Origin of the sequence: Halorubrum sodomense (assembly GCF_900111935.1) — an archaeon.
GTDB lineage: Archaea > Halobacteriota > Halobacteria > Halobacteriales > Haloferacaceae > Halorubrum > Halorubrum sodomense.
Window position 1 is genome coordinate 649,616 of sequence record NZ_FOYN01000003.1, and the last position, 19,692, is coordinate 669,307.

Consider the following 19,692-nt stretch of genomic DNA (forward strand, 5'->3'; position numbering starts at 1 on the left):
GCCTCGGTCGAGCCGGTCGCGTCAGCCGTCGGCCTCGCCCGTCAGCGACTCGAGCAGGTGGACCGCGGGCGCCTTCGCGAGCGGGTCGTTCCCGTTACCGCAGTGGGGCGACTGGACGCAGGCCGGGCACCCGCCCTCGCAGTCGCAGGAGTCGATGAGCCGCGCCGTCCGGATCATCAGCTCCTCGATCCGCCCGTGGCCGCGCCGGGTGAGCCCGACGCCGCCCGGGTACCCGTCGTAGACGAACACCGCCGGCCCCTCGGTGTGCGGGTGGTAGGGCGTGGAGATCCCGCCTACGTCGGCCCGGTCGCACAGCAGGTGGAACGGGAACAGCGAGATGATCCCGTGTTCGGCCGCGTGGATGCCGCCGTTGAACGCGTACTCGCCGCCCGGGATCGGTTCGCCGTCGTCGATGCCGCCGGCGTCCGCTCCGTCGCCTGCGTCGCTCTCGCCGCCGGCGTCGGGGTCGGGCGCGCCGCCGTCGGCGCTGACCTCGGGGTCGCCGGCGGCCTCGTCCCCGAGCGCGTCGCCGAGGCGCCGCATCTCGCGTTCGAGGTCCTCGGGCACGGGGAAGTACAGCGCCTTCGTCCGCAGCGTCGTCTCCGGGAGGTCGAGCGTCGACTCGCCGAGCGACTCCCCCGTCGCGGCGTCCTTCCGGACGAACCCGGTGATCTGCTCGGTAACCGTCACGTCCGCGAATCGGACCGGCACGTCGGGGCGCGCCGAGAGCGCGCGCTCGTCGAGATCGTCGTTCACGACGACGTCCTTGTCGGAGCGCACCTGCGTGTAGTAGTCGGCCCACGACTGCTGGAGTTCGGCCACGTCGCGGTCGAGGTCCAGCTCCGTCACCTCGTAGGTGCGGCCCTGCTGGTGGTAGATGGCGCCGGGGTGGGCGTCCCGGAGCGCGTCTGCGACGCCGAGCGTCGCGACCGTGTCGCCGCTCGACCGCTCGACGAGCGATATCTCGCGCTCCTCGGCGGTGCGGAGGTTCACGGACTGCTGCGGGCTCGACCCCCCGGCGTGGACCCACCGCGTCCCCGCGGTCGCCTCGCGCCGGTTCAGCACGCCCTCGTCGGTGAGGTCCGCCACCACGCCCGGGAAGGAGTCGCCGAAGAAGCGCTCGTCCTCGGGCGAGAGCCAGTTCTCGTCGGCCGCGCAGGCGACGTGGCCGGGCATGAGCTGGCCGTTCTCCGGGTCGCAGATCGCGTCCTCCGGCGGCGCGTCGAAGAAGTCGTTCGGGTTGCGCATGAGGTACTGGTCGAGCTGGTCCTCGCCGCCGACCATCACCACGAGGGCAGGGTCGTCGCCGCGGCCGGCGCGGCCCGCGCGCTGGTGGGCGGACATCCGCGTGCCGGGGTAGCCGTCCAGAATCACGGCGTCGAGCCCGCCCACGTCGACGCCGAGTTCGAGGGCGCTCGTCGACCAGACGCCGCGCAGGTCGCCGGCGTGGAGGTCCGCCTCGATCTCGCGGCGCCGGTCGTCCGTGAGCGCGGCCTGGTACGCGCCGACCTTGCCGGCGAGGTCGCGCTCGCCCCGCTCGCGGAGGTCGCTCGCGCTGTCGGTGGCGTACTGCTCGGCGGTCTGCCGGGCGCGGGTGAACGCAAGCGTCTGCTGGCCCGCCGTCACGAGGTCGACGAACAGCCGCTTCGACTCCGTGTGGCTCGACTTCCGGCGCCCGCTGCCGCGCTCCCGCCAGTCGTCGTCGTACTCCGGCGGGTTCCACAGCACCCAGTCGCGCGGCCCCCGACCGGAGGCGTCCTCGTCGACCAGGGTAATCCCGTCCGGGTCGCGGCCGGTGACGGTCGCGACGTGGTCGACGGGGTTGTTGATCGTCGCCGAACAGCAGACGAACTGCGGCGAGGATCCGAACCGCTCGCACGTCCGCGCGAGCCGGCGCAGGGTCAGCGCGACCTGCGAGCCGAACACCCCCCGGTAGCTGTGGACCTCGTCGATCACGACGTACTCCAGCGACGAAAAGAACCAGTCCCAGAGGCGCCCGGCGTACGGCAGCAGCGCGTAGTGGAGCATGTCCGGGTTCGAGAGGAGGACGGTCGGCCGGCGGTCGCGCACGTCCCGCTTCTCCGACCGCGAGAGCCGCCCGGTGTACGAGTCGACGGAGACCCGGCTGCCGAAGCCGAGGTCGGCGGCGAGCGCCGACAGCGACTCCTCCTGGTCCGCGATCAGCGCGTTCTGCGGGCCGACGTACAGCGTCCGCCCGCCGCGGTCCATCGCCGCCTCGAAAGCGGGAACGGTGTACGCGAGCGACTTCCCGCTGGCCGTCTCGGTCGCGAGGACGACGTCGTCGCCGTCGCGGACCGCCTCGATCGCGTCCGCCTGGTGGCGGTAGAGCCGGTCGATCCCCCGCGACGCGAGCGCGTCGTCGAGCCGCGGTTCGAGGTCGACGTCCGCGAAATCGGGTTCGCGCGCCGGGATCCGTCGGTGGTCGGCGATCTGTCCCTCGTAGAAGGGGCGGTCCCGCAGCCACTCGATGGCGTCGTCCACGGTTACGGAACCCTGGGGTCGGCGGGGCCTAACGGTTGCGGTGGCGACGCGGCGGGTGCGAGGGTGCCGACCCTCAGTCGTCCGCCGGTGACGGTGACGGCGCGGCGTCGACGGAAAGGGCCCCGGAGAGCGGCTCCGTCGGTCCCTCGCGGGCGAGCGGCGGCCAGCGGACCTCGGTCGCGATCGGATCGTCGAGGTCGAGCCGCATCCGGAGGTCTCCGCGGCGCTCGACGACCTCGAACCCGACCGTCCGGTAGACGTTCCGGGCGACGCGGTTGCCGGTCTCGACGTGGAGTTCGATCCCCTCGCGGCCGGCAGCGGCGGCGTTTGCGATCACGTGGCGGCACAGCTCCGTCCCCACGCCGCGGTCCTGCGCGTCCGGATGAACGAAGACGGCGAGTTCGGGGACCGCCGCGCCGGTCGGCGTGTACATGGCGTGGCCGAAGAGCTCGCCGTCCCGCTCCGCGACGACGTTGTTCCCCTCGGTCAGCATCGATCGGATCCAGTCGGCGCAGCGCCGCCGGCTCACGGGCGGGAGCCCCTGCGCGCGGTCCGTCCGGTCGAACCGCTCGTACATCTCGGCGAGGAACGGTTCGTCCCCCTCGACCGCGGGACGAATCGTCCAGCGCGCGCCCTCCTTGTCGACGAACCGCGGACAGCGCGGCGGGCAGTGCGGCGTCCCCTCGCACTCGCTGCCGTCCCACCCGTCGCAGGCGGCGATGGCGGTATCCGAGGTCATGTCTCCGCGTTAGCGGCGCGTCGGGTTATAGGGAGACAACGACTTTCACGGAGTGAGAACGGGTGACGACCGCCTCCGACGAGCCACGATCCGGAAGGGACAGAGCGGCTACTCTCGGATCAGCACGATCCCTTCGCGGAACACCGCGTGGTTCGGGACGACGTGTTCCTCGCCGTCCGTCTCGATGTGGGTGACGAACAGGTCGACCTCCTGAACGATGCCGCGCTCGCCGGCGACCCGCACCTCGTCGCCGATACCGTACGGCTGTCGCAGGAGGAGGAAGACGCCGGCCGCGGCCGAGGCGACGAGGTCCTTCGTCGCGAGCGCGGTGAACAGCACGACCGCGAACGCGTACGCCGCGAGCAGCACGACGAGCGCGAGCGTCTGGACGCCGACCTGTCCGAGCGCGACGAGCGCCGCGACGTACACCACGCTGTACTTCACGAGCGTGGGGAGCACCCCGAGTTCCGGGAGTTTGATCCCGCGAAGCCGCTCGGCGACGAGCAGCTCGGTCTTATCGCCGACGACGATCCCGACGATGAGGACGATCACGGCGACGAACAGCCGCGGGAGGAACGCCGCGACGCCGGACCAGAACCGGTCGAGGTAGTTCACGTCCGCGACGGTCAGAGCGACGATGACGGTGACGGCGACGATGAAGTAGCTGGACAGCTGCGCTAAGATCCGCACCGTCGAGGTGTCGAACTCGCGGGCCGTCCGCTCGAAGGCGGTCCCCTCGATGACTTCGGGGACGCCGGCGCGGCGGAGCAGTCGGCGGTTGATCACCCCAGTGAGGTACGCTAACACGAGTCCCAACAGGAGGACGCCGAGCGCCAGCCAGATCCGGTACGGGACGTTTGCGAGGAACTCGGGGACGGTGATCTGGGCCGCGGACATGGGTCAGTACTCCTCCGGATCGATCTCCAAGACGAGTTCGCCCGCCTTGAACGCGCGGACGAGCCCGTCGGACTCGGAGAGCACGATCGAAGTCGAGTTGGTGTCGCGGGTGATCGCCGCGCCGGACATGTGGCGCGCGCCGAGCCCCTTCGGGATGTCGACGCCCTCGGCGGCGGGTTCGAGGTATCGGTACGCGGAGACGATCTTCCCGGAATCGGAGACGACGAACGCGCCGTCGAGCCGCGAGAACTCCTTTAACATCACGTTCACGATGGGGTCGCCGACGTGGACGTGACTCTTCTCGAAGGGGTTGTACGACAGCGGCCGCGACTTGTTCATCACCTTCCCCGCGTCCCCGACGACGAACAGGGCGCCCACCGGCTTCCCCTTCTGTCCCTTCTGCCCGAGTTCGATCGCGACCTCGAACACGTCGCGGATGACGCTCGGCTCCGCCCGGGAGTTGGCGAACAGGTCGTAGATACCGGTGTGGATCCCCTCGTCGACGGTGACGCGGATCACCGCGTCCGAGCCGCCGTCGAACACCGAGGCGACGCAGGCCACCTCGTCGCCCTCGGCGAGCAGGCCCTCGTCCATCGCGCCCTCGATACCGAACCGGATCCGGTCTTTGACGTTGTCGAACGGGAGCGGGAGCTCGACGAACGTCTCGGCGTCGACGTCGTTGTCGGGCGCGACGACGACGACCTCGACCCCGTCGTCCGCGAACCGGTCGTAGAAGGAACTCGTCGGGGAGAACAGCAGCGCGGCGTCCACGTCCGAGACGAGGTCCGCCAGGTGGTCGGTGAGCGAGGCCATTATCACGGGAGACAGGTGGAGTCCGTATAGTCGTTGCGTCGTGCGGGCGTCTGACGCCCGTTCGGAGGTCCGACGGAGCACCGCGGACCGGATTCCCGCGCGACTTTTATCCGCGAGTCGACTACCCGGGCGTACATGGCGACTCGCGAGGCCCTCTGGGAGTACCGGAACCGGTTCGGCGACGCCTTCGGACGGACGTACTTCCGGCGGTTCGGGGCGGGCGTCGTCTCCAGCGTCGGGCTCGGCACCTACCTCGGCGAGCCGACGCCCGCCGTCGACGAGGCCTCGCGCGAGTCGGTCGAACTGGCCCTCCGGTCGGGCGTGAACCACGTCGACACCGCTGTCAACTACCGCTGCGGCCGCGCCGAGCGCGTGGTCGGGGAGGCGCTCCGAGGCGCGCCGGTCGACCGCGAGTCAGTGGTCGTCGCGACGAAGGGCGGCTTCCTCCCGTTCGACGGCGAGCGCCCGGCCGATCCGAGCGCGTACGTCCGCGAGCGGTTCGTCGAGCCCGGGATCGTCGGCCCTGAGGACCTCGCGAACGGCGCGCACGCGATGACGCCGGACTACCTGGAGTGGTCGCTCGACCGCTCGCTCGACCGGCTCGGCCTCGAATCCGTCGACTGCTACTACGTCCACAACCCGGAGACCCAGCTCGCCGCCCGCTCGCGAGACGACGTGTACGACGCGCTCGAAGCCGCCTTCGAGGCCCTCGAACGCCGACGGGCCGCGGGCGACGTCGGCGCGTACGGCGTCGCCACGTGGAGCGCGTTCCGCGTCCCGGACGGCGACGACGGCTACCTCTCGCTCGCCGACGTCCTCTCGCGGGCCGAGGCCGCCGGCGAGGCGGTCGGCCCCGACGACGACCACGGGTTCGAGGCGATTCAGCTCCCCTTCAACGTCGCGATGGCGGACGCGTTCACGCGGCGGAACCAGCCCGCACCGCCGGGTTCGGACGGCGACGGTCCCGTCTCGACCCTCGAATTCGCCCACGAGGCCGGACTCTCCGTCGTGACGAGCGCGAGCATCGGGCAGGGCGAGCTGGCGGTCGAGGGCGCGATCCCCGCCGACGTCGACGCGACGCTCGCCGGGGAGACGCCGGCCCAGCGCGCGCTCAACTTCGCGCGGAGCGCCCCGGGCGTCACCTCGTCGCTCGTCGGGACGACCGATCCCGACCACGTCCGCGAGAACGTCGCCGCCGGCACCTTCGACCCGCTCGGCGCGTCGGCGTTCGACGCCGTCTTCGAGTGAGCGGGCGGCCGCGACCGCGCGAGCAAAAAACGTTTGTCGGGACCGGCCCAAGCCGGGCGCATGTCCCCCACGCGACGAGCCCTCCTCGGTAGCGCGGCGCTCGGGGTCGCCGGCGCGCTCGCCGGCTGCCTCGGCGGCGGCGCGGGCGACGCGAACGATCCGGAGGCGGAGTCCGACCGGCGACAGACGTCGGGGACGGACTCGGACCCGACCGTGGTGAAGCCGCGGAACCCCGACGGCGAGAGCGTCCTTCTCGACGGGAGCGAGACGAACGGCGCGGGCGAGCCGGTCCCGATCGGGCGAGAGCTCGTCACGAGCGCGAGCCGGGCGAACGAGCTGTTGGTCGCCGAGGGCGTCGGTGACGCGGACCGCGAGCGGACCCGGACCTTCCTCGACGAGACCGACTACGACGCGGAGACGGTGTACGTCTCGCAGGGGGGCGTCCGGTCGTGTCAGCGCCTCGTGATCCACTCGGTTTCGTGGCGGCCCGGACACGTCGAGTACGAGTACTGCCGCGAGCTCAGGCCACCCGACGAGGCGTGCGAGGCGGACGCGGGGGTCGCCCTCGCGTTGCTCTTCCGGCTGCCGGTCGCGCTCGACGGGCGGCTCACCGGCTCCGGCTCCAGCGGGCGCACCCCGTGTCGGACCACGGAGACGGAGTACGCGGTGATCGACGGGAACGCGACCGTGCCCGGGAACGAGACGGCGATCGACGAGGGAGGTGACGCCTCGTGACGGAACGCCTGACCCGACGCGACGCGCTCGCCGCCGCCGGGGCGGTCGCGCTCGGGTCGCTCGCCGGCTGTTCCGGCGGGGGGAGCGAGCCCGAGTTCTGGGACGACCCGCCGTCGCTCGACGTCGAGCGCGTCCCGAGCGAGTTCGACGAGCCGGTCCCGGAGCCCCCGCGGCTCGTTCCGGTCGATTTCGAGCCCGGGGTGGCGGCGGCGTTCGCGGACCGCGTCGACCGCCTGCTCAGTCCGATACCGGAGCCGCTGACCGCCGAGACGCTTCCGAACGGCGAGATCCGCGAGCGGATCGAAGCGGAGCGGACGGCGGCTCGGAAGTCGGTCCCGGGCTCGGACGAGTCGCTGCCACCGCTGCGGACCGCAGAGCGGTACACCGCGGCGCGAGATCACGCCGCGACCGCCGTCGGCACGTGGGCCGCCGTGACAGTCGAGGGCGATCCGTCGCAAGTGGCCGCCGACGTCGGGACGGTCCGCCGACGCGTGGCCGAGACGCTGGACGCGCTACCCGGGCCCGCAGCGGACCCGCCGGCCGGCGCCGCGATCTACGGGCCGATCGAGCGCTGGTACGACGAGGCGCAGCGGCGGACGCTGGTCGGCGGGGGCGCCGACCCCGATCGCCGCGCGAATCCGATTCGGACGGGCGAGTCCGTCGGTGACGTCGAGCGGGTCCAGTCGTCCGTCGAGGCGGGGCGGTACCTCCGCGACCGGTATCGGGCGTCGCTCGCTGCCCCGGAACCGGTCGAAGCGGCCCTCCGCCGCGAGGCGAAACGGCTCGGCCGCGAGGTCGGCGAACGGCTCGAGGCGCTCCACGGCGAGGACGTGGAGGAGATCCGATCGAACCCCGGAACCGAGTCGTTGCTCGACGAACGACCCGTCCCGCGGGACGCGCCGAGCGTCTCGCTGCTCTCGACCGCCGGCTACCGGGCGTTCGAGAACCTCTGGTTCGCACCGATTCCGGTCGGGAACTACGAGCCGGAACACCCTGCGACCGCGCTCGTACGGACGCTCCTGCTCCGCGTTCGACTCCGGGGACTCGACGTCGTCGCGTCCCGGATAGAGGCGGGCGAGACGATGTTTCCCGCGGACGCCGCCGCGGTCGGCGCGGCGCGCGACGCGGCGATCGAGTCGACCGCGTCGCTCGCGTCGAGCGCGAATCCGCTGGACCGGTGGCTGGCGACGCAGTTCCGTCCGTTGTTCGAGGAGCCCGACGGGGCCCTCACAGCGGCCGAGCGGGACGCTCATCGGGTGGTCGAGGCGTACACCGCGTACCGGTGGATAGAGACGGTCACGGGCGAGGCGCGAGCGGTGACCGAGTCGGTCGCGGCCGCGTTCGACTCCTGATCGGATTCGATCGCGGTGCGCGAGGGGGAAAGAGAGACGTCGGAAGCAGCGAGGGGAGACCGTCAGCGAAGCTCCTTGAACCGGCTTCCGCACTCCGGACAGATCCGGACCGCGAACACCTCGTCGGGGTCGTTCTCCTTTTTTAATACCTTGTCGCAGTCGGCGCAGTTGAGCCGCTCGTAGGTGTCCTTGACGAGGTCGCCGTCGCGGAGCCCCTTGCGCGTGGATTTCATACCCCGCCGTTCGTCGGCGGGGCGGATAAAAACCCCGTACGACAGCGGTCTGACGCGTCTGCCGATACCGACGCCGAGACGGGTCGGGCGGCGAGACCGATACCCGGTTTCACGGCGCCGCACTCGGCCGCGTCCGTGGCGTCCGCGCTCGGCCGCGTCCGTGGCGTCCGCGCTCGGCCGCGTCCGTAACGTCCGCGCTCGGCCGCTTTCGCAACCCTTGTGTCCGGGCGCGGGGAATCGCCGCCGTGTCACGGACCCGGCTGTTCGGATCGCTCTGCGCGCTGGTCTTCCTCGTCAACTTCGCGCGGGTCGTGTTCGCGCCCCTCGTGGGCGAGTTCATCGACGCGTTCGGGATCCAAGAGGGGACCGCGGGCCTCATCGTCACGCTCGCGTGGCTCGGCTCCGCGGCTCCGCGGATCCCCGCCGGCTGGGCGCTCACGCGCTTCACGCGGCGACGGGTGATACTCGTCTCCGGCGCGATGCTGACCGCGGGGGGGCTCGGCGTCGCGCTCGCGCCGAGCGTGCTCGCGCTCATGGTCGCCGCCTTCGCGATCGGCTTGGCCTCGGGCGTCTACTTCGTGGCCGCGAACCCCTTCATCGCGGAGCTGTTCCCCCGGCGCGTCGGGCGGGCGATGGGCGTTCACGGCACCGCGAGCCAGCTCGCCGCCGTCATCGCCGCGCCCGCGGTCACCGTCGCGCTGTGGTACGACTGGCGGTACGCCTTCTACGGGCTCGCGGCCGCCGCGGCCGCCAGCACGCTCGTGTTCGCCGCGCTCGCGGCGCGGACCAATCTCCCGGACGCCGGCGCGGGAGACACCGACTTCCTCGCGGCCGCCCGCGGCGAGTGGAAGCTGATCCTCGCCGGGGTCGTGCTGATGGGGCTCACGAGCTTCGTCTGGCAGGGCCTGTTCAACTTCTACGAGCTGTACATGATCGACAAGGGGCTGCCGCCGGCGACCGCGCGGAACCTCCTGACGGTGATCTTCGCCGCCGGCGTGCCCGCGTTCCTCGTGTCGGGCGACCTCGCGGACCGGCTTCCCCACGTGCCGTACCTGCTCGGTATCGTCACGGCGTTCGTCGGCGGGGTCGTCCTCGTCGTCGTCGCAGAGGGGCTGGCGGCGGTGATCGCCGCGAGCGTCGTCGTCGGCTTCGCCATCCACATGCTGTTTCCGGCGGGCGACACGTACCTCCTCGGGTCCCTCCCCGACGAGTCGCGCGCGTCGGCGTACGCGATGTTCTCCGCCGGGATGATGTCGACGCAGGCGGCCGGCTCCTGGGTCGTCGGCGAGGCCGTCGAGGCGGGCGCGACGTACGACGCCGTCTTCCTCGCGCTCGCCGGCGGGCTCGCGGCTCTCGTCGTCGCGTACGCGGCGCTGTACCGCCTCGGGCGCGTTCCCGGCGGCGCCGCGGGCGCGACGCGTGCGGTCTGAGGCCGCGCGGGCGGAGCGCGGCCGGTCGGGACCGGCACGCGCCTACGGTACCGCACCTGTTTTGGGCGTCCCGCCCGTGTGATCGGTAAATGGAGTACGTTCAGGAGCGCGTGACGACCCTTCACGCGTTGACCGACCACCGGCCCGACGCCCCCACGGACCGGGCCGCGGTCGTCGTGCCGATGACCGAGCGCGAGTACGGGACGCTCGCGGCCGAGCGTGTGCTCTCGTCGCTGGAGACCGTCGACCCCGCTCGGGTGATCGTCCCGCTGCGAGCGTCGGCCGACCGCGCCGGGGCGTTCGCGGAGTGGCTCGACGGGTTCGACCTCGACGTCGAGACGCTGTGGTGCGACGGCCCCCGGCTCGCGTCGCTGCTGGAGGCGCGGGGACTCGACGGCGACCGCGGGAAGGGGCGCGACGTGTGGCTCGCCCTCGGTCGCGCGCTCGACGAGGAGTTCGTCGTCGTCCACGACGCCGACACGAAGACGTACTCGCCGGCGTTCGTGAACCGGCTGCTGTTCCCGCTGGGGCGCGGCTACGACTTCTCGAAGGGGTACTACGCCCGCGTCGAGGACGGCTCGCTGTACGGGCGGCTGTTCAGGCTCTTCTTCCGACCGCTCGTCCGCGCGCTCGCCGATGCCGCGCCCGGCCGAATGCCCGACGTCTTAGAGTACCTCTCCGCGTTCCGCTACGCGCTCGCGGGCGAATTCGCGGCGACGAGCGACCTCGTCTCCCGGCTCCGCGTCCAGCGCGGCTGGGGGCTGGAGGTCGGGACGCTGGGCGAGGCGTTCGGCCACGCGGGCTTCGCGGACAGCGCGCAGGTCGACCTCGGGCGCTACGAGCACGACCACCGCTCCGTCGAGGGGCCGACGGGCCTCGCGGACATGAGCCGGGCGGTCGGCGCGGCGACGCTGCGCGCGGTCGAGGACGCCGGCGTCGACGTCGACTACGACGGCCTCGCCGAGCGGTACCGCGACGCCGCGGAGACGCTGGTCGACGGCTACGCGACCGACGCGGGGTTCAACGGCCTCTCGTACGACGCGGCCGACGAGCGGTCGCAGGTGGCGACCTATGCCGAGGCGCTCGGCGAGCCCGGTCCCGACACCCGGCTCCCGGCGTGGGAGGACGCGCCGGTCGACCCCGATGAGGTCCGGGAGGCCGCGCGCGCGGACCTCGACGCGGTTCGCGGCGACGGGGCGACCGGCGGGATCGACGCCGCCGGCGCTCAGGCGACCGACGACGGGCAGGCGGAGCCCGCTCCGGGGGAGGACTGAGATGGCGGACGGAAGCGGGCCGAGCGTCGCCGCGCGCGACGACCTCGCCGGCGTCGTCGACCTGTTCGGGTGGCTCACCCGCACGGAGCTGTCGCGGGCGCTCTCCGAGCTTGCGTTCAAGCAGCGCGCCGAGGTCGACGAGGACGCCATCGACGCCGCCATCGACCTCGCGGTCGCCGAGTACGCGCTCGTGCCGGCGCCGGCCGACGCGCTCTCGGGGGGCGACGCGGGCGACCTAGCGGACGCCGAAACCGAGCACGCCGAGGAGTCGACCGCCCTCGCGGTCGGTCCGGCGGCGTTCTCGACGCTCCCGGAGGGCGCCGAGGACCTCCCGCACATCCTCGACGTGCCCGACCGCGGCGTCGACCGCGAGGCACTCGCGGACGCGGTGCTCGACCGGCTCCGCGAGGAGGCGATCGAGGCGATAGGGGAAGGCGACGACGACCGCTTGGAGACGCTCGCGGACGTGACCTACGACGTGGAGGCGTGGGCGCCGGTCGACGTCGACCCGGTCCGGACGCGGATCCTCGCGGAAGTCGACGAGTGAGGAGGGGTCTCCGCTTTCATCCGGAGAACTCCGACTCGCTCACGCGGACGACGAGGGTCTCGTCCACGTCGCGGAGGTCGTACTCTGGCCTCTCGCCCTGTCGCCGCCGGACGAAGAGGGGCTCGACCGGGCGCCCGTCGACGAGCCCGAACACCTTCAGTCGCTGGTCGGTCTCCTCGGGGGGCACGTCGCCGTCGCGGACCTCGCGGGCGAGGTCGCGCGAGAGCCACTCGTCGGTCGCGACCGAGGGCTCCAGGACGAGCGCCTCCGCGACGAAGCGGACGAGGTACCAGTCGAGGTCGTTGAGCAGGGAGACGGCGGCGCCGAGGCTCACGGTGTCGACGGCGACGCTGTTCTCGAAGGGCTCCTCGATCCGGTAGGTGGCGAGCGCGTCCCGCGCGGTCTCGCGGGAGAGCAGCTCGTAGGAGAGCTCCACGTCGGGGTCGCCGAGGAGACACACCCGCGTCACACCTCGGCGGTCGCGGGGAGCGGTGAAATCGGTTGCGGTCGGCCCTACCACGAGATCCGCTCGCGGTCCTTCCAGAGGTGCCCCGCGGGGCTCCCCGGCGCGAACCGCGCGAGCCAGACCGGCGTTTCGGCGCCCTTCGAGGGGGTTCGGGGCGCCTCGTCGCCGCCCATGTCGGTCCGGACCCAGCCCGGCGAGACGGCGTTCGCGATGAGCCCCCGCTCGCCGTACTCGCCGTCGAGGTACGCCGTCAGCCCGCCGACGCCGACCTTCGAGAGCCGGTAGGCAGGATACCCGCCGCCCATCTCCCCCTCGGTGAACTGGCCCAGCCCCGACGAGAGGCTCACGACGCGACCCCCGGTCCCCTCTAAGAGCAGCGGCAGCGCGTGCTTGGTCAGGACGACCGGCCCGCGGAGGTTCACGGCCGTCGTGCGGTCGAAGTCCGCGACGTCCATCTCGTGGAGCGGTCCCGACCGCGGGAACACGCCCGCGTTGTTCACGAGGACGTCGAGCGAGCCCGCCTCGCGCTCGATCCGGTCGACCGCGGCGCGAACCTCGGCGTCGTCAGTCACGTCCAACCGGACCGCGCGCTGGTCCGCCGCGGTCACGTCGTCGGGGTCGCGCGCCCCGGCGTAGACGGTCGCTCCCAGATCGGCGAGTTCCGCGGCGATCTCGGCGCCGATCCCGCGCGTCGCGCCGGTGACGAGCGCGGCGTCGTCGGTCAGGTCGGCCTTGAGCTCGACGTCCGTCGGCGTGTCTGCCATGCCGTCCGGTACGGCGCCTCGTCTGTAGAAACCTCGGGCCGGTGTGGCTCGCCCCGGTTCACGGTCCGACCGTGTCCGCGCTCAGAACGTCGAGACGTCGCCCTCGATGACGCTGCGGGTCACGTCCGTCACATCGGCCAGCTCGCGGTCGACGATTTCGAGGACATCGGCCTCGATGTCGGCCAACGTCACGTCGCCCTCGGTGACGATCTGGGCGTCCGCGACGTGCGGCTCGTCGATCGGGCGGCCGATCTGCGAGAGCAGCCGGACCTGGAGGTCCCTGATCCCGTCGACCTCCTCGGTGACCGACTCGGCGACCCGCGTCGAGAGGAGGTTGTAGATCTTCCCGATGTGGTTGACGGGGTTCTTCCCGGAGGTCGCCTCCATCGACATCGGTCGGTTCGGCGTGATGAGGCCGTTCGCGCGGTTGCCGCGCCCGACCGAACCGTCGTCGCCCTGCTCGCCGGAGGTGCCGGTGACGGTGAGGTAGACGGAGCCCTCGTCGTAGTCGTCGGCGGTGTTGACATCGACGCCCACCTCGCGGTCGGTGTACCCGCGGGCGAGGTCGTCGACGTACTCGCGGACGCTCTCGACCGCGTCGTCGTACTCGTCGAGGCCGTCGACGTACCGATCGACCATCGCGGCGGCGACGGTGATATCGATCCGGTCGCCCTCGCGTTTGCCCATGATCTTCACGTCGGGCCCGAGCTCGGGGTGGTCGTCGTGGTACGTCGTGTTGAGCGCGCGCTCGGCCTCGTAGACGATCGTCTCCGTCTCGGTGAGCGGGGCGTGGCCGACGCCGAAGGAGGTGTCGTTGGCCATCGGCACCTGCTGGGTCTCCTCGCCGAAGACGTCCTGGAGGTCGCCCGAGCCCTCGCCCAGCTTGACGTCGACGACGACGTCGGTGCCGTACTCCAGCTCCGGGATCGCCTCGGAGAGGTAGTCGCGGGCGGCCGCGAGCGCGGTCGAGTCGACGGGGAGCTGCTCGCCCTCGTACTCCTTCGTGGCGCGGCCGACGATGAGGATGTAGATGGGCTCGACGACCTCGCCGCCGCCGAACGCCGGGGCCGCGCGGCCGGCGACCAGCTGCGTCTCGTCGGTGTTGTAGTGGAGCACCTTCCCGACGCGGTCTAAGTAGAGCTGCGAGAGCGCCCGCGAGACCGACTCCGCGACGCCGTCACAGATGGAGTCGGGATGACCGATCCCCTTTCGCTCGACGATTTCGACCTCCTGGTCCTCGACCGCCTGCCGGTCGAGGCGACTGACCTGTATGTTCCGGTCCATTGCCGCCGGATACTCCGCGGGCGACGGTATAACTTGCGGAAACCTCCCGGGCCGGGGTAATGCTCTCGGGTTATGGCTCGGCAGATGTTGCGGCCGCGTCGCGGTTCCCCGCCGTCAGCGCGTCGCCGCGTACGCCTCGGCCATGACGTCGAGGGCCTCGCGCAGCTCCGCCTCGTCGGTGGCGTACGAGATCCGCGCGTGGCCGGCGCCGCCCTCGCCGAACGCCTCGCCGGGCACGACGACCACGCCGCGGTCGATACACGCCTCGACGAATCCGTCCGGGACGCGCGGCATCGCGTAGAACGCCCCCTGCGGCGTCGGACAGTCGATGCCGATCTCCGCGAACCCCTCCAGGAGGATGTCGCGGCGGCGCTCGAAGGAGGCGGTCATCTCGTCGACCACGCCGCGGTCCCCCCGCAGCGCGGCCTCCGCGGCGTACTGCGCCGGGGCCGAGGCGCACGCCTGCGCGTACTGGTGGACGCGCAGCATGCGCTCGACGCGCTCGTCGGCGCCGTACACCCAGCCGAGCCGCCAGCCCGTCATCGAGAACAGCTTCGAGGCGGAGTTGACGACCACGACGTTGTCCGTCTCGGCAAACTCGATCGGGGAGTAGTGTTCCCCGTCGAAGACGGTGTACTCGTACACCTCGTCGGAGACACAGAGCACGTCGTGCTCGTCGGCGATGCGGGCGAACTCCCGGACGTCTTCCTCGGAGGAGACCGCGCCCGTGGGGTTGCCGGGGGAGTTGACGACGAACGCCGCCGTGTCCTCGGTGATCGCGTCCTCGATGGCGGCCGGGTCGATAGTGAGGTCGTCGCGGAGCGGCACCGGGACCGGTTCGCCGCCGGTCAGCTTCGTCAGCGCGTCGTAGGAGACGAATCCCGGGTCGGGGATCAACACCTCGTCGCCGGCGTCGACGTGCGCTTCGAGGGCGACGTGAAGCGCCTCGCTGCCGCCCGCGGTCGCGATGACGTTCCCGGGGTCGAGGTCGATTCCCTGGTCGGCGCGGTGCTTCTCGGCGATCGCCTCGCGCAGCGACCGAGTCCCCTTGTTCTCGGTGTAGGCGTCGGCCTTCCCTGCCTCGATGGCGTCGACCGCGGCCCGCCGGGCGTGGTCCGGCGTCGGGAAGTCGGGCTGGCCCAGCCCGAGGTTGATCGCGTCGTCGCCGGCCGCCTCGAACACCTCGCGGATCCCGCTTATCGAGATCCGTTCGACCCTGTCGGAGAACGTCGTCATATCCGTGTGGGGGCGCCGCCGCGAGTTAGTTCTTGCCACGTCGGGTCGGCCGACGGTCCGGACCCTCCGACCGGGATCGCGAAGTCACCACCGCCGACGCTCCCAGACGGGTCGTCGCCCCCCGCGGCTCGCGTCGTCTCTGATCCGCCCGTCCGCGTCGGTCGGCAGCGCGAATCGCCCGTCGAGGATGCTCGGCACCTCCTCCGGTCGCGCGCGCAACAGGGCGTCGTCGACCGCGCGGAGCCGGAACATCGGCCGACCCGGTCCCATCGGGACCTTGATCGACTCGATCAGCTCCCGGTCGACGAGGGCCCGGCGGTCCCGGGTGAACTCCTGTGCCGGGGCGATCCCGACGCCGTCGGTCCCGACCCAGGCGCGGAGGTCTCGGAAGAGGTGGTCGTGGCGCGCCGCGAGCGCGACGAGGAGCGTCCGGTCCGTCACCCCGGTCGTGCGGCCGAACTCGCCGGGAGCGAGCGACGCCAGTAGGGCCGCCAGGTCGTCCGCGAACCGGTCGTCGAGGACCTCGCGCGCATGGGCGAGAAGCCGAGTCCGCGAGGGCATCCCGACGGTCGCCGCCGACGCCGCGTCGAACCGCGACTCAGCCGTCGCGCGGGTGCCGTCGACAGCCTCCGAACCGGCCGCCGCTACCTGAGCGTCGGCCGCCGTCGTCGCGAGCGTCCGACCTCCCCGGGGGCCGACGAGGGCGTCGACGCGGTCCGGGCTCGCGAACAGCGTCCCGCCCGTCCCGTGTCCGAGCGGCTCGCCGGTCCGAATCCGGATTTCGCCGCCCTCGACCGCCTCGGCGACCGCGCTGCCGAGGACGAGCGCCCGTGAGAGCGCGTCGACGACGCCGGGGCGGCACGCGATCCGCCACGGGTCCCCCGACGAGCGCTCTCGGGCCGCGAGCACTGCCGGGAGCAGCCGGATCGGCACGCCGACCGCGACGACCGCGGACCGCCCCGCCAGCGCGGCCTCGACCGCCTCGGCGAGCGGGTCGTCGGGACGCGGAAGGACGTCGGAGACCTCGGACGCCCCGTCGAAGTCGTCGCTCGCGGCCTCGGAGTCGGCCTCGGTTCCGGCGTCGTCCGCGGTCACACCGATCGGTGACTACCGCGATCCGGATGAGCGTTGCGCCGGTCACGGGGGCGCGCCGCTGAGGGAGGAAAGCACTGGGAGAGAAAGCGACGGGAGAGAAACGTCGTGAGCGCCGAACTCAGGGCGCTCGCGCGAACACGAGGTACCCCGTGTGCCCCACGCCCGCCGTGGAGGGGCGGGAGCCGCGGTCGGAGAAGTCCATCTCGCGCTGGATCGTTTCGAGCGTCTCGACCTCCGAGAGGCCCGCCTCGCGGGCGGCGAGGACCGCGTCGCGGGTCCCCTCGACGAACGGGGAGTAGACGGCCAGGTGACCGCCGGGCGCGAGCAGGTCGGCGGCGCGTTCGACGACCGCCGGGGCGTCTCCCGTGTCGAGCGTCAGGACGTCGAACGGCTCGCCCTCGGCGAGCGCGTCCAGCTCTTCGGTGAGGTCGCCGGTCCGGACTTCGACGCGGTCGGCGACGCCCGCGGTCGCCATGTTCCCGCGGGCGACCTCGGCGAACTCGGGGTCGACCTCGTAGGTCGTCACGTCGGCGCCCGCGCGGCCGAGGTACGCCGCGAGGATCCCCGTCCCGGTGCCGGCGTCGAGGACGCGGTCGCCGCCCGAGGCGCCCGTGTGGCCCATCACGAGGCCCACGTCGCGCGGCATCATCGGCGCGCCGGTGCGTTCGAGGTGGTTGAACAGGTCGGGGCCGCGGAGCGCGCGGACCTCGAAGACGGTGCCGAGATGGGTCTCGACGGTGTCGCCGGCCGCGACGTCGTCGGGGACCTCGAGCACGCCGAGGTCGGTGCCGAACTCCTCGCCGGGCTCCAGTAAGTACTCGCGGTCCTCGTGGACGAGCAGGTACGCGGCGTCCGTCACTGGAGGTCCGAGATCGCCCGGGCCGGCTCGCCGTTGGCCGCCTCCAAGGCGTCGCGGGCGGCCTCTCTCGAAACGCCGGCCTGCTGGGCGACCAGTTTCACGTCCTCCTCGGGGATGCCGTCGTCTCCGTCGTCCGCGTCGTCAGCGTCGTCGAGCGCGGGCTCGTCGCCCCCTTCGACCGCCGTCGCGCCGCCGCCCGCGCCAGCGTCGGCCACCGCGTCGGGGGAGCCGACGATCTGGTAGGTCTCCTGCCCTTGAGCGTCCATCTTGGTGACCTGGGCGCCGTCGAAGACGAGGTCGTCGCCGTCGGCCGTCTCGATGACGACCCGCTCGGCGTCGAGCTCCTCGACGTCGATCCCCATCTGTTTCATCATCTGTTTCATCTTCCGCGGGTTCATGCCGCCGCCTCCGAACATGGTCCTCGGTTCGGCCGGACGACACAAAAAGGGTGTCGACACGGGCCGCAGGGCCGGCGCGGCGGCGACGGGCGACGCGTTCGATCCCGGCGGCGTCCGCCCAACGCGATCCCGGCGGCGTCCGCCCAACGCGATCCCGGCGAACCCGACCGAGACGACGGGGTTGATACGTGTCGCGCGCGAGTCGGCGGTATGTACCTCGCGGACCACACCTGGCCGGAGCTGGGCGACGCGCTGTCCCCCGGTTCCGTCGCGCTCATCCCGCTCGGCTCGACCGAACAGCACGGCCCGCACCTCCCGCTGGCGACCGACCACCTGATCGCCGAGGGGCTCGCGACGGCGGCCGCGGACCGCTCGGACGCGTTCCGCACGCCGACGATCAACGTCGGCGTCAGCCCTCACCACCGGCAGTTCCCGGGGACGATGTGGGTCGACCCGCCCGAGTTCCGCGACTACGTCGAGTCGTTCGCGCGGAACCTCGCGTACCACGGCATCGACCGTATCGTGTTCGTGAACGCCCACGGCGGCAACGTCCAGCACCTCCGAGAGGTGGGCCGCCGGCTCCACGAGGACGAGGTCGCCTACGCGGTTGAGTGGATGTGGGACGAGTCGATCCCGGAGCTGGTCGACGAGCTCTTCGAGCGCAACGGCCCCCACGCCGGCCCGAAGGAGACCGCGATGATCACTCACCTCGCGCCCGAGCTCGTCCGCGAGGACCGGCTCGAAGACGCCCGCGACGGCGGGCTCGTCGACCTCGAGAGCGCGGAGACGACCGTCCACGGCGCCCGGACGTTCTACGACTCGATCGACAACTCCGCGAACGGCGCGTTCGGCGACCCGACCGACGTGACCCCGGAGAAGAGCGAGCGCCTGTTCGAGGCCGCCGCGGACCAGCTCGTCGGGCTGGCGGAGTGGATCGGCGAGCGCGATGAGGGCGAGCTGTTCCCGGAACCGCGCGTAGAGCAGGGGTCGAATTAGTCGTCGAACCGGTCGCCGAGGGTCTCCCGGAGCGCCGCGTCGGCCGCCTCTCGACGACCGTCCAAGACCGCGAACCGCTCGTCGCGACGCCGTTCGAGCCATCTCAGCAGCCGGGCGGCCCAGTCGAGCTTCCGCGCCTTCATCGGGTCGACGGCGGGATCGTCGAACTCCCAGCCCGGGAAGACGAGTTCGGCGGCCCCGACGTGGTCGGCGAGGAACGCGGCGCGGTCGCCGTCGGTGAACCCGCCCGTGTTACGGACGGGACCGACGGGAGCCGCCTGCGTCGTCGCCAGCGTCCACTCGTCGGCGAAGCGCGGGAGCCACTCGCGGACCGCCGGGAGGTTGTCGCCGTGGGCGTGGGCGGCGACCGGGACCCCGTCGCGGGTGAGTTCCGCGGCGGTCTCGGGGTTCTTGTCGAGGTCCGTCACCAGACAGTCGACGGCGACGCCGCGGTCCGCGAGGACGTCGGCGGCCGTGGATGCGGCGACGACGACGTCGGCGTCGCGGGCGAGCGCGACCTCGTCCGCGAGGCACGGCGCCGCGCCAGCGACGGCGACCGTTTCCCCTCGCCAGTCGCCGAGGCGGTCGAGCGGGAACGGCGTCGCGAGGTCGGCGGCTGCGTCGCGGGCGCGCTCGTCGGCCGCACGGTCGAAGCCGAAGTCCGCGATGACCGCCTCGTAGACGGGTTCGAACGTCGCGAAGTTCACGCGCGGATCACGCCCCGCGGGGTCGCCACACGCGCCGCGGAGCGGCGGCGCCGCTCGGCGGTCAAGATATGGTATGGACCGGAGTGGCACAGAGTACCCCTACCCGCGTGCCCCTCC

General features: G+C 72.3%; 20 protein-coding genes. 7 read left to right on the forward strand and 13 right to left on the reverse strand.

The features are described 5' to 3' along the window. Positions 1–21: 21 nt before the first annotated feature. The 4 genes from BM286_RS12610 to dacZ all read right to left on the reverse strand — a co-directional run bounded on the left by BM286_RS12610 (position 22) and on the right by dacZ (position 4,951). Complete coding sequence (locus tag BM286_RS12610; RefSeq protein WP_092922880.1) at positions 22–2,502, reverse strand: DEAD/DEAH box helicase; 2,481 nt, start codon at positions 2,500–2,502, stop codon at positions 22–24. A 73-nt stretch (positions 2,503–2,575) separates the two neighbouring features. Further along, complete coding sequence (locus tag BM286_RS12615; protein ID WP_092922883.1) at positions 2,576–3,241, reverse strand: GNAT family N-acetyltransferase; 666 nt, start codon at positions 3,239–3,241, stop codon at positions 2,576–2,578. Between the two features lie 108 nt (positions 3,242–3,349). Further along, positions 3,350–4,138, reverse strand: a complete 789-nt coding sequence (locus BM286_RS12620) for a mechanosensitive ion channel family protein (RefSeq protein WP_092922886.1) — start codon at positions 4,136–4,138, stop codon at positions 3,350–3,352. Positions 4,139–4,141: 3 nt separating this feature from the next. After that, a complete protein-coding gene (gene dacZ, locus BM286_RS12625; RefSeq protein WP_092922889.1) occupies positions 4,142–4,951 on the reverse strand; it encodes a diadenylate cyclase DacZ in 810 nt (269 codons plus the stop codon). A gap of 135 nt (positions 4,952–5,086) precedes the next feature. On the opposite strand from dacZ, the gene BM286_RS12630 reads away from it, so the two are divergent. Genes BM286_RS12630 through BM286_RS12640 form a run of 3 tightly spaced genes read left to right on the forward strand, consistent with a single transcriptional unit; the run spans position 5,087 to position 8,286 of the window. Beyond that, positions 5,087–6,199: an aldo/keto reductase gene (locus tag BM286_RS12630; RefSeq protein ID WP_092922892.1), complete on the forward strand. Its 1,113-nt coding sequence runs from the start codon at positions 5,087–5,089 to the stop codon at positions 6,197–6,199. 60 nt (positions 6,200–6,259) lie between these two features. Continuing rightward, complete coding sequence (locus tag BM286_RS12635) at positions 6,260–6,934, forward strand: hypothetical protein (protein ID WP_092922895.1); 675 nt, start codon at positions 6,260–6,262, stop codon at positions 6,932–6,934. Next, complete coding sequence (locus BM286_RS12640; RefSeq protein ID WP_092922898.1) at positions 6,931–8,286, forward strand: hypothetical protein; 1,356 nt, start codon at positions 6,931–6,933, stop codon at positions 8,284–8,286. Before BM286_RS12635 ends, BM286_RS12640 begins: the two co-directional genes overlap by 4 nt. Before the next feature lie 62 nt (positions 8,287–8,348). Here BM286_RS12640 and BM286_RS15665 read toward each other — a convergent pair whose 3' ends face one another. After that, positions 8,349–8,519, reverse strand: coding sequence for an HVO_0758 family zinc finger protein (locus BM286_RS15665; protein WP_167603403.1), 171 nt, complete (start codon positions 8,517–8,519; stop codon positions 8,349–8,351). 245 nt (positions 8,520–8,764) lie between these two features. Between BM286_RS15665 and BM286_RS12645 the strand changes: the two genes are divergently transcribed. The 3 genes from BM286_RS12645 to BM286_RS12655 all read left to right on the forward strand — a co-directional run bounded on the left by BM286_RS12645 (position 8,765) and on the right by BM286_RS12655 (position 11,770). Next, positions 8,765–9,949, forward strand: a complete 1,185-nt coding sequence (locus tag BM286_RS12645) for an MFS transporter (RefSeq protein WP_092922902.1) — start codon at positions 8,765–8,767, stop codon at positions 9,947–9,949. Between the two features lie 89 nt (positions 9,950–10,038). Then, positions 10,039–11,223, forward strand: a complete 1,185-nt coding sequence (locus BM286_RS12650; RefSeq protein WP_092922905.1) for a glycosyltransferase family protein — start codon at positions 10,039–10,041, stop codon at positions 11,221–11,223. A gap of 1 nt (position 11,224) precedes the next feature. Then, the gene (locus tag BM286_RS12655; RefSeq protein ID WP_092922908.1) at positions 11,225–11,770 is read left to right on the forward strand and encodes a DUF7109 family protein; all 546 of its coding nucleotides are present in this window, start codon (positions 11,225–11,227) and stop codon (positions 11,768–11,770) included. Between the two features lie 16 nt (positions 11,771–11,786). On the opposite strand, the gene BM286_RS12660 is transcribed toward BM286_RS12655, so the two are convergent. From BM286_RS12660 to BM286_RS12690, 7 genes are all read right to left on the reverse strand, one after another. After that, on the reverse strand, positions 11,787–12,239 hold the full coding sequence (locus BM286_RS12660) for a DUF5804 family protein (protein ID WP_092922911.1): 453 nt from the start codon (positions 12,237–12,239) through the stop codon (positions 11,787–11,789). 44 nt (positions 12,240–12,283) lie between these two features. Then, complete coding sequence (locus tag BM286_RS12665) at positions 12,284–13,000, reverse strand: SDR family NAD(P)-dependent oxidoreductase (protein ID WP_092922914.1); 717 nt, start codon at positions 12,998–13,000, stop codon at positions 12,284–12,286. Positions 13,001–13,081: 81 nt separating this feature from the next. Further along, positions 13,082–14,284 (reverse strand): methionine adenosyltransferase, encoded by a 1,203-nt coding sequence (locus BM286_RS12670; protein ID WP_092922917.1) that lies wholly within the window; start codon positions 14,282–14,284, stop codon positions 13,082–13,084. Positions 14,285–14,398: 114 nt separating this feature from the next. Beyond that, positions 14,399–15,520, reverse strand: a complete 1,122-nt coding sequence (locus tag BM286_RS12675; RefSeq protein WP_092922920.1) for a pyridoxal phosphate-dependent aminotransferase — start codon at positions 15,518–15,520, stop codon at positions 14,399–14,401. 84 nt (positions 15,521–15,604) lie between these two features. Then, positions 15,605–16,615, reverse strand: coding sequence for a transcriptional regulator TbsP domain-containing protein (locus BM286_RS12680; protein WP_092922923.1), 1,011 nt, complete (start codon positions 16,613–16,615; stop codon positions 15,605–15,607). Positions 16,616–16,733: 118 nt separating this feature from the next. Beyond that, positions 16,734–17,474 carry a tRNA (adenine-N1)-methyltransferase gene (locus BM286_RS12685; RefSeq protein WP_092922925.1) on the reverse strand — a complete coding sequence of 247 codons (741 nt, stop codon included), beginning with the start codon at positions 17,472–17,474 and terminating at the stop codon, positions 16,734–16,736. After that, entirely contained in the window at positions 17,471–17,890 is a 420-nt protein-coding gene (locus BM286_RS12690; protein ID WP_092922928.1) for a nascent polypeptide-associated complex protein, read from the reverse strand. Before BM286_RS12690 ends, BM286_RS12685 begins: the two co-directional genes overlap by 4 nt. Positions 17,891–18,082: 192 nt before the next feature. Between BM286_RS12690 and BM286_RS12695 the strand changes: the two genes are divergently transcribed. Continuing rightward, on the forward strand, positions 18,083–18,868 hold the full coding sequence (locus BM286_RS12695) for a creatininase family protein (protein ID WP_092922931.1): 786 nt from the start codon (positions 18,083–18,085) through the stop codon (positions 18,866–18,868). Here the strand turns inward: BM286_RS12695 and BM286_RS12700 are convergent. Then, positions 18,865–19,575 carry a 6-hydroxymethylpterin diphosphokinase MptE-like protein gene (locus tag BM286_RS12700; RefSeq protein ID WP_092922934.1) on the reverse strand — a complete coding sequence of 237 codons (711 nt, stop codon included), beginning with the start codon at positions 19,573–19,575 and terminating at the stop codon, positions 18,865–18,867. The two genes, BM286_RS12695 and BM286_RS12700, sit on opposite strands and share 4 nt — an antisense overlap. Between the last annotated feature and the right edge of the window lie 117 nt (positions 19,576–19,692).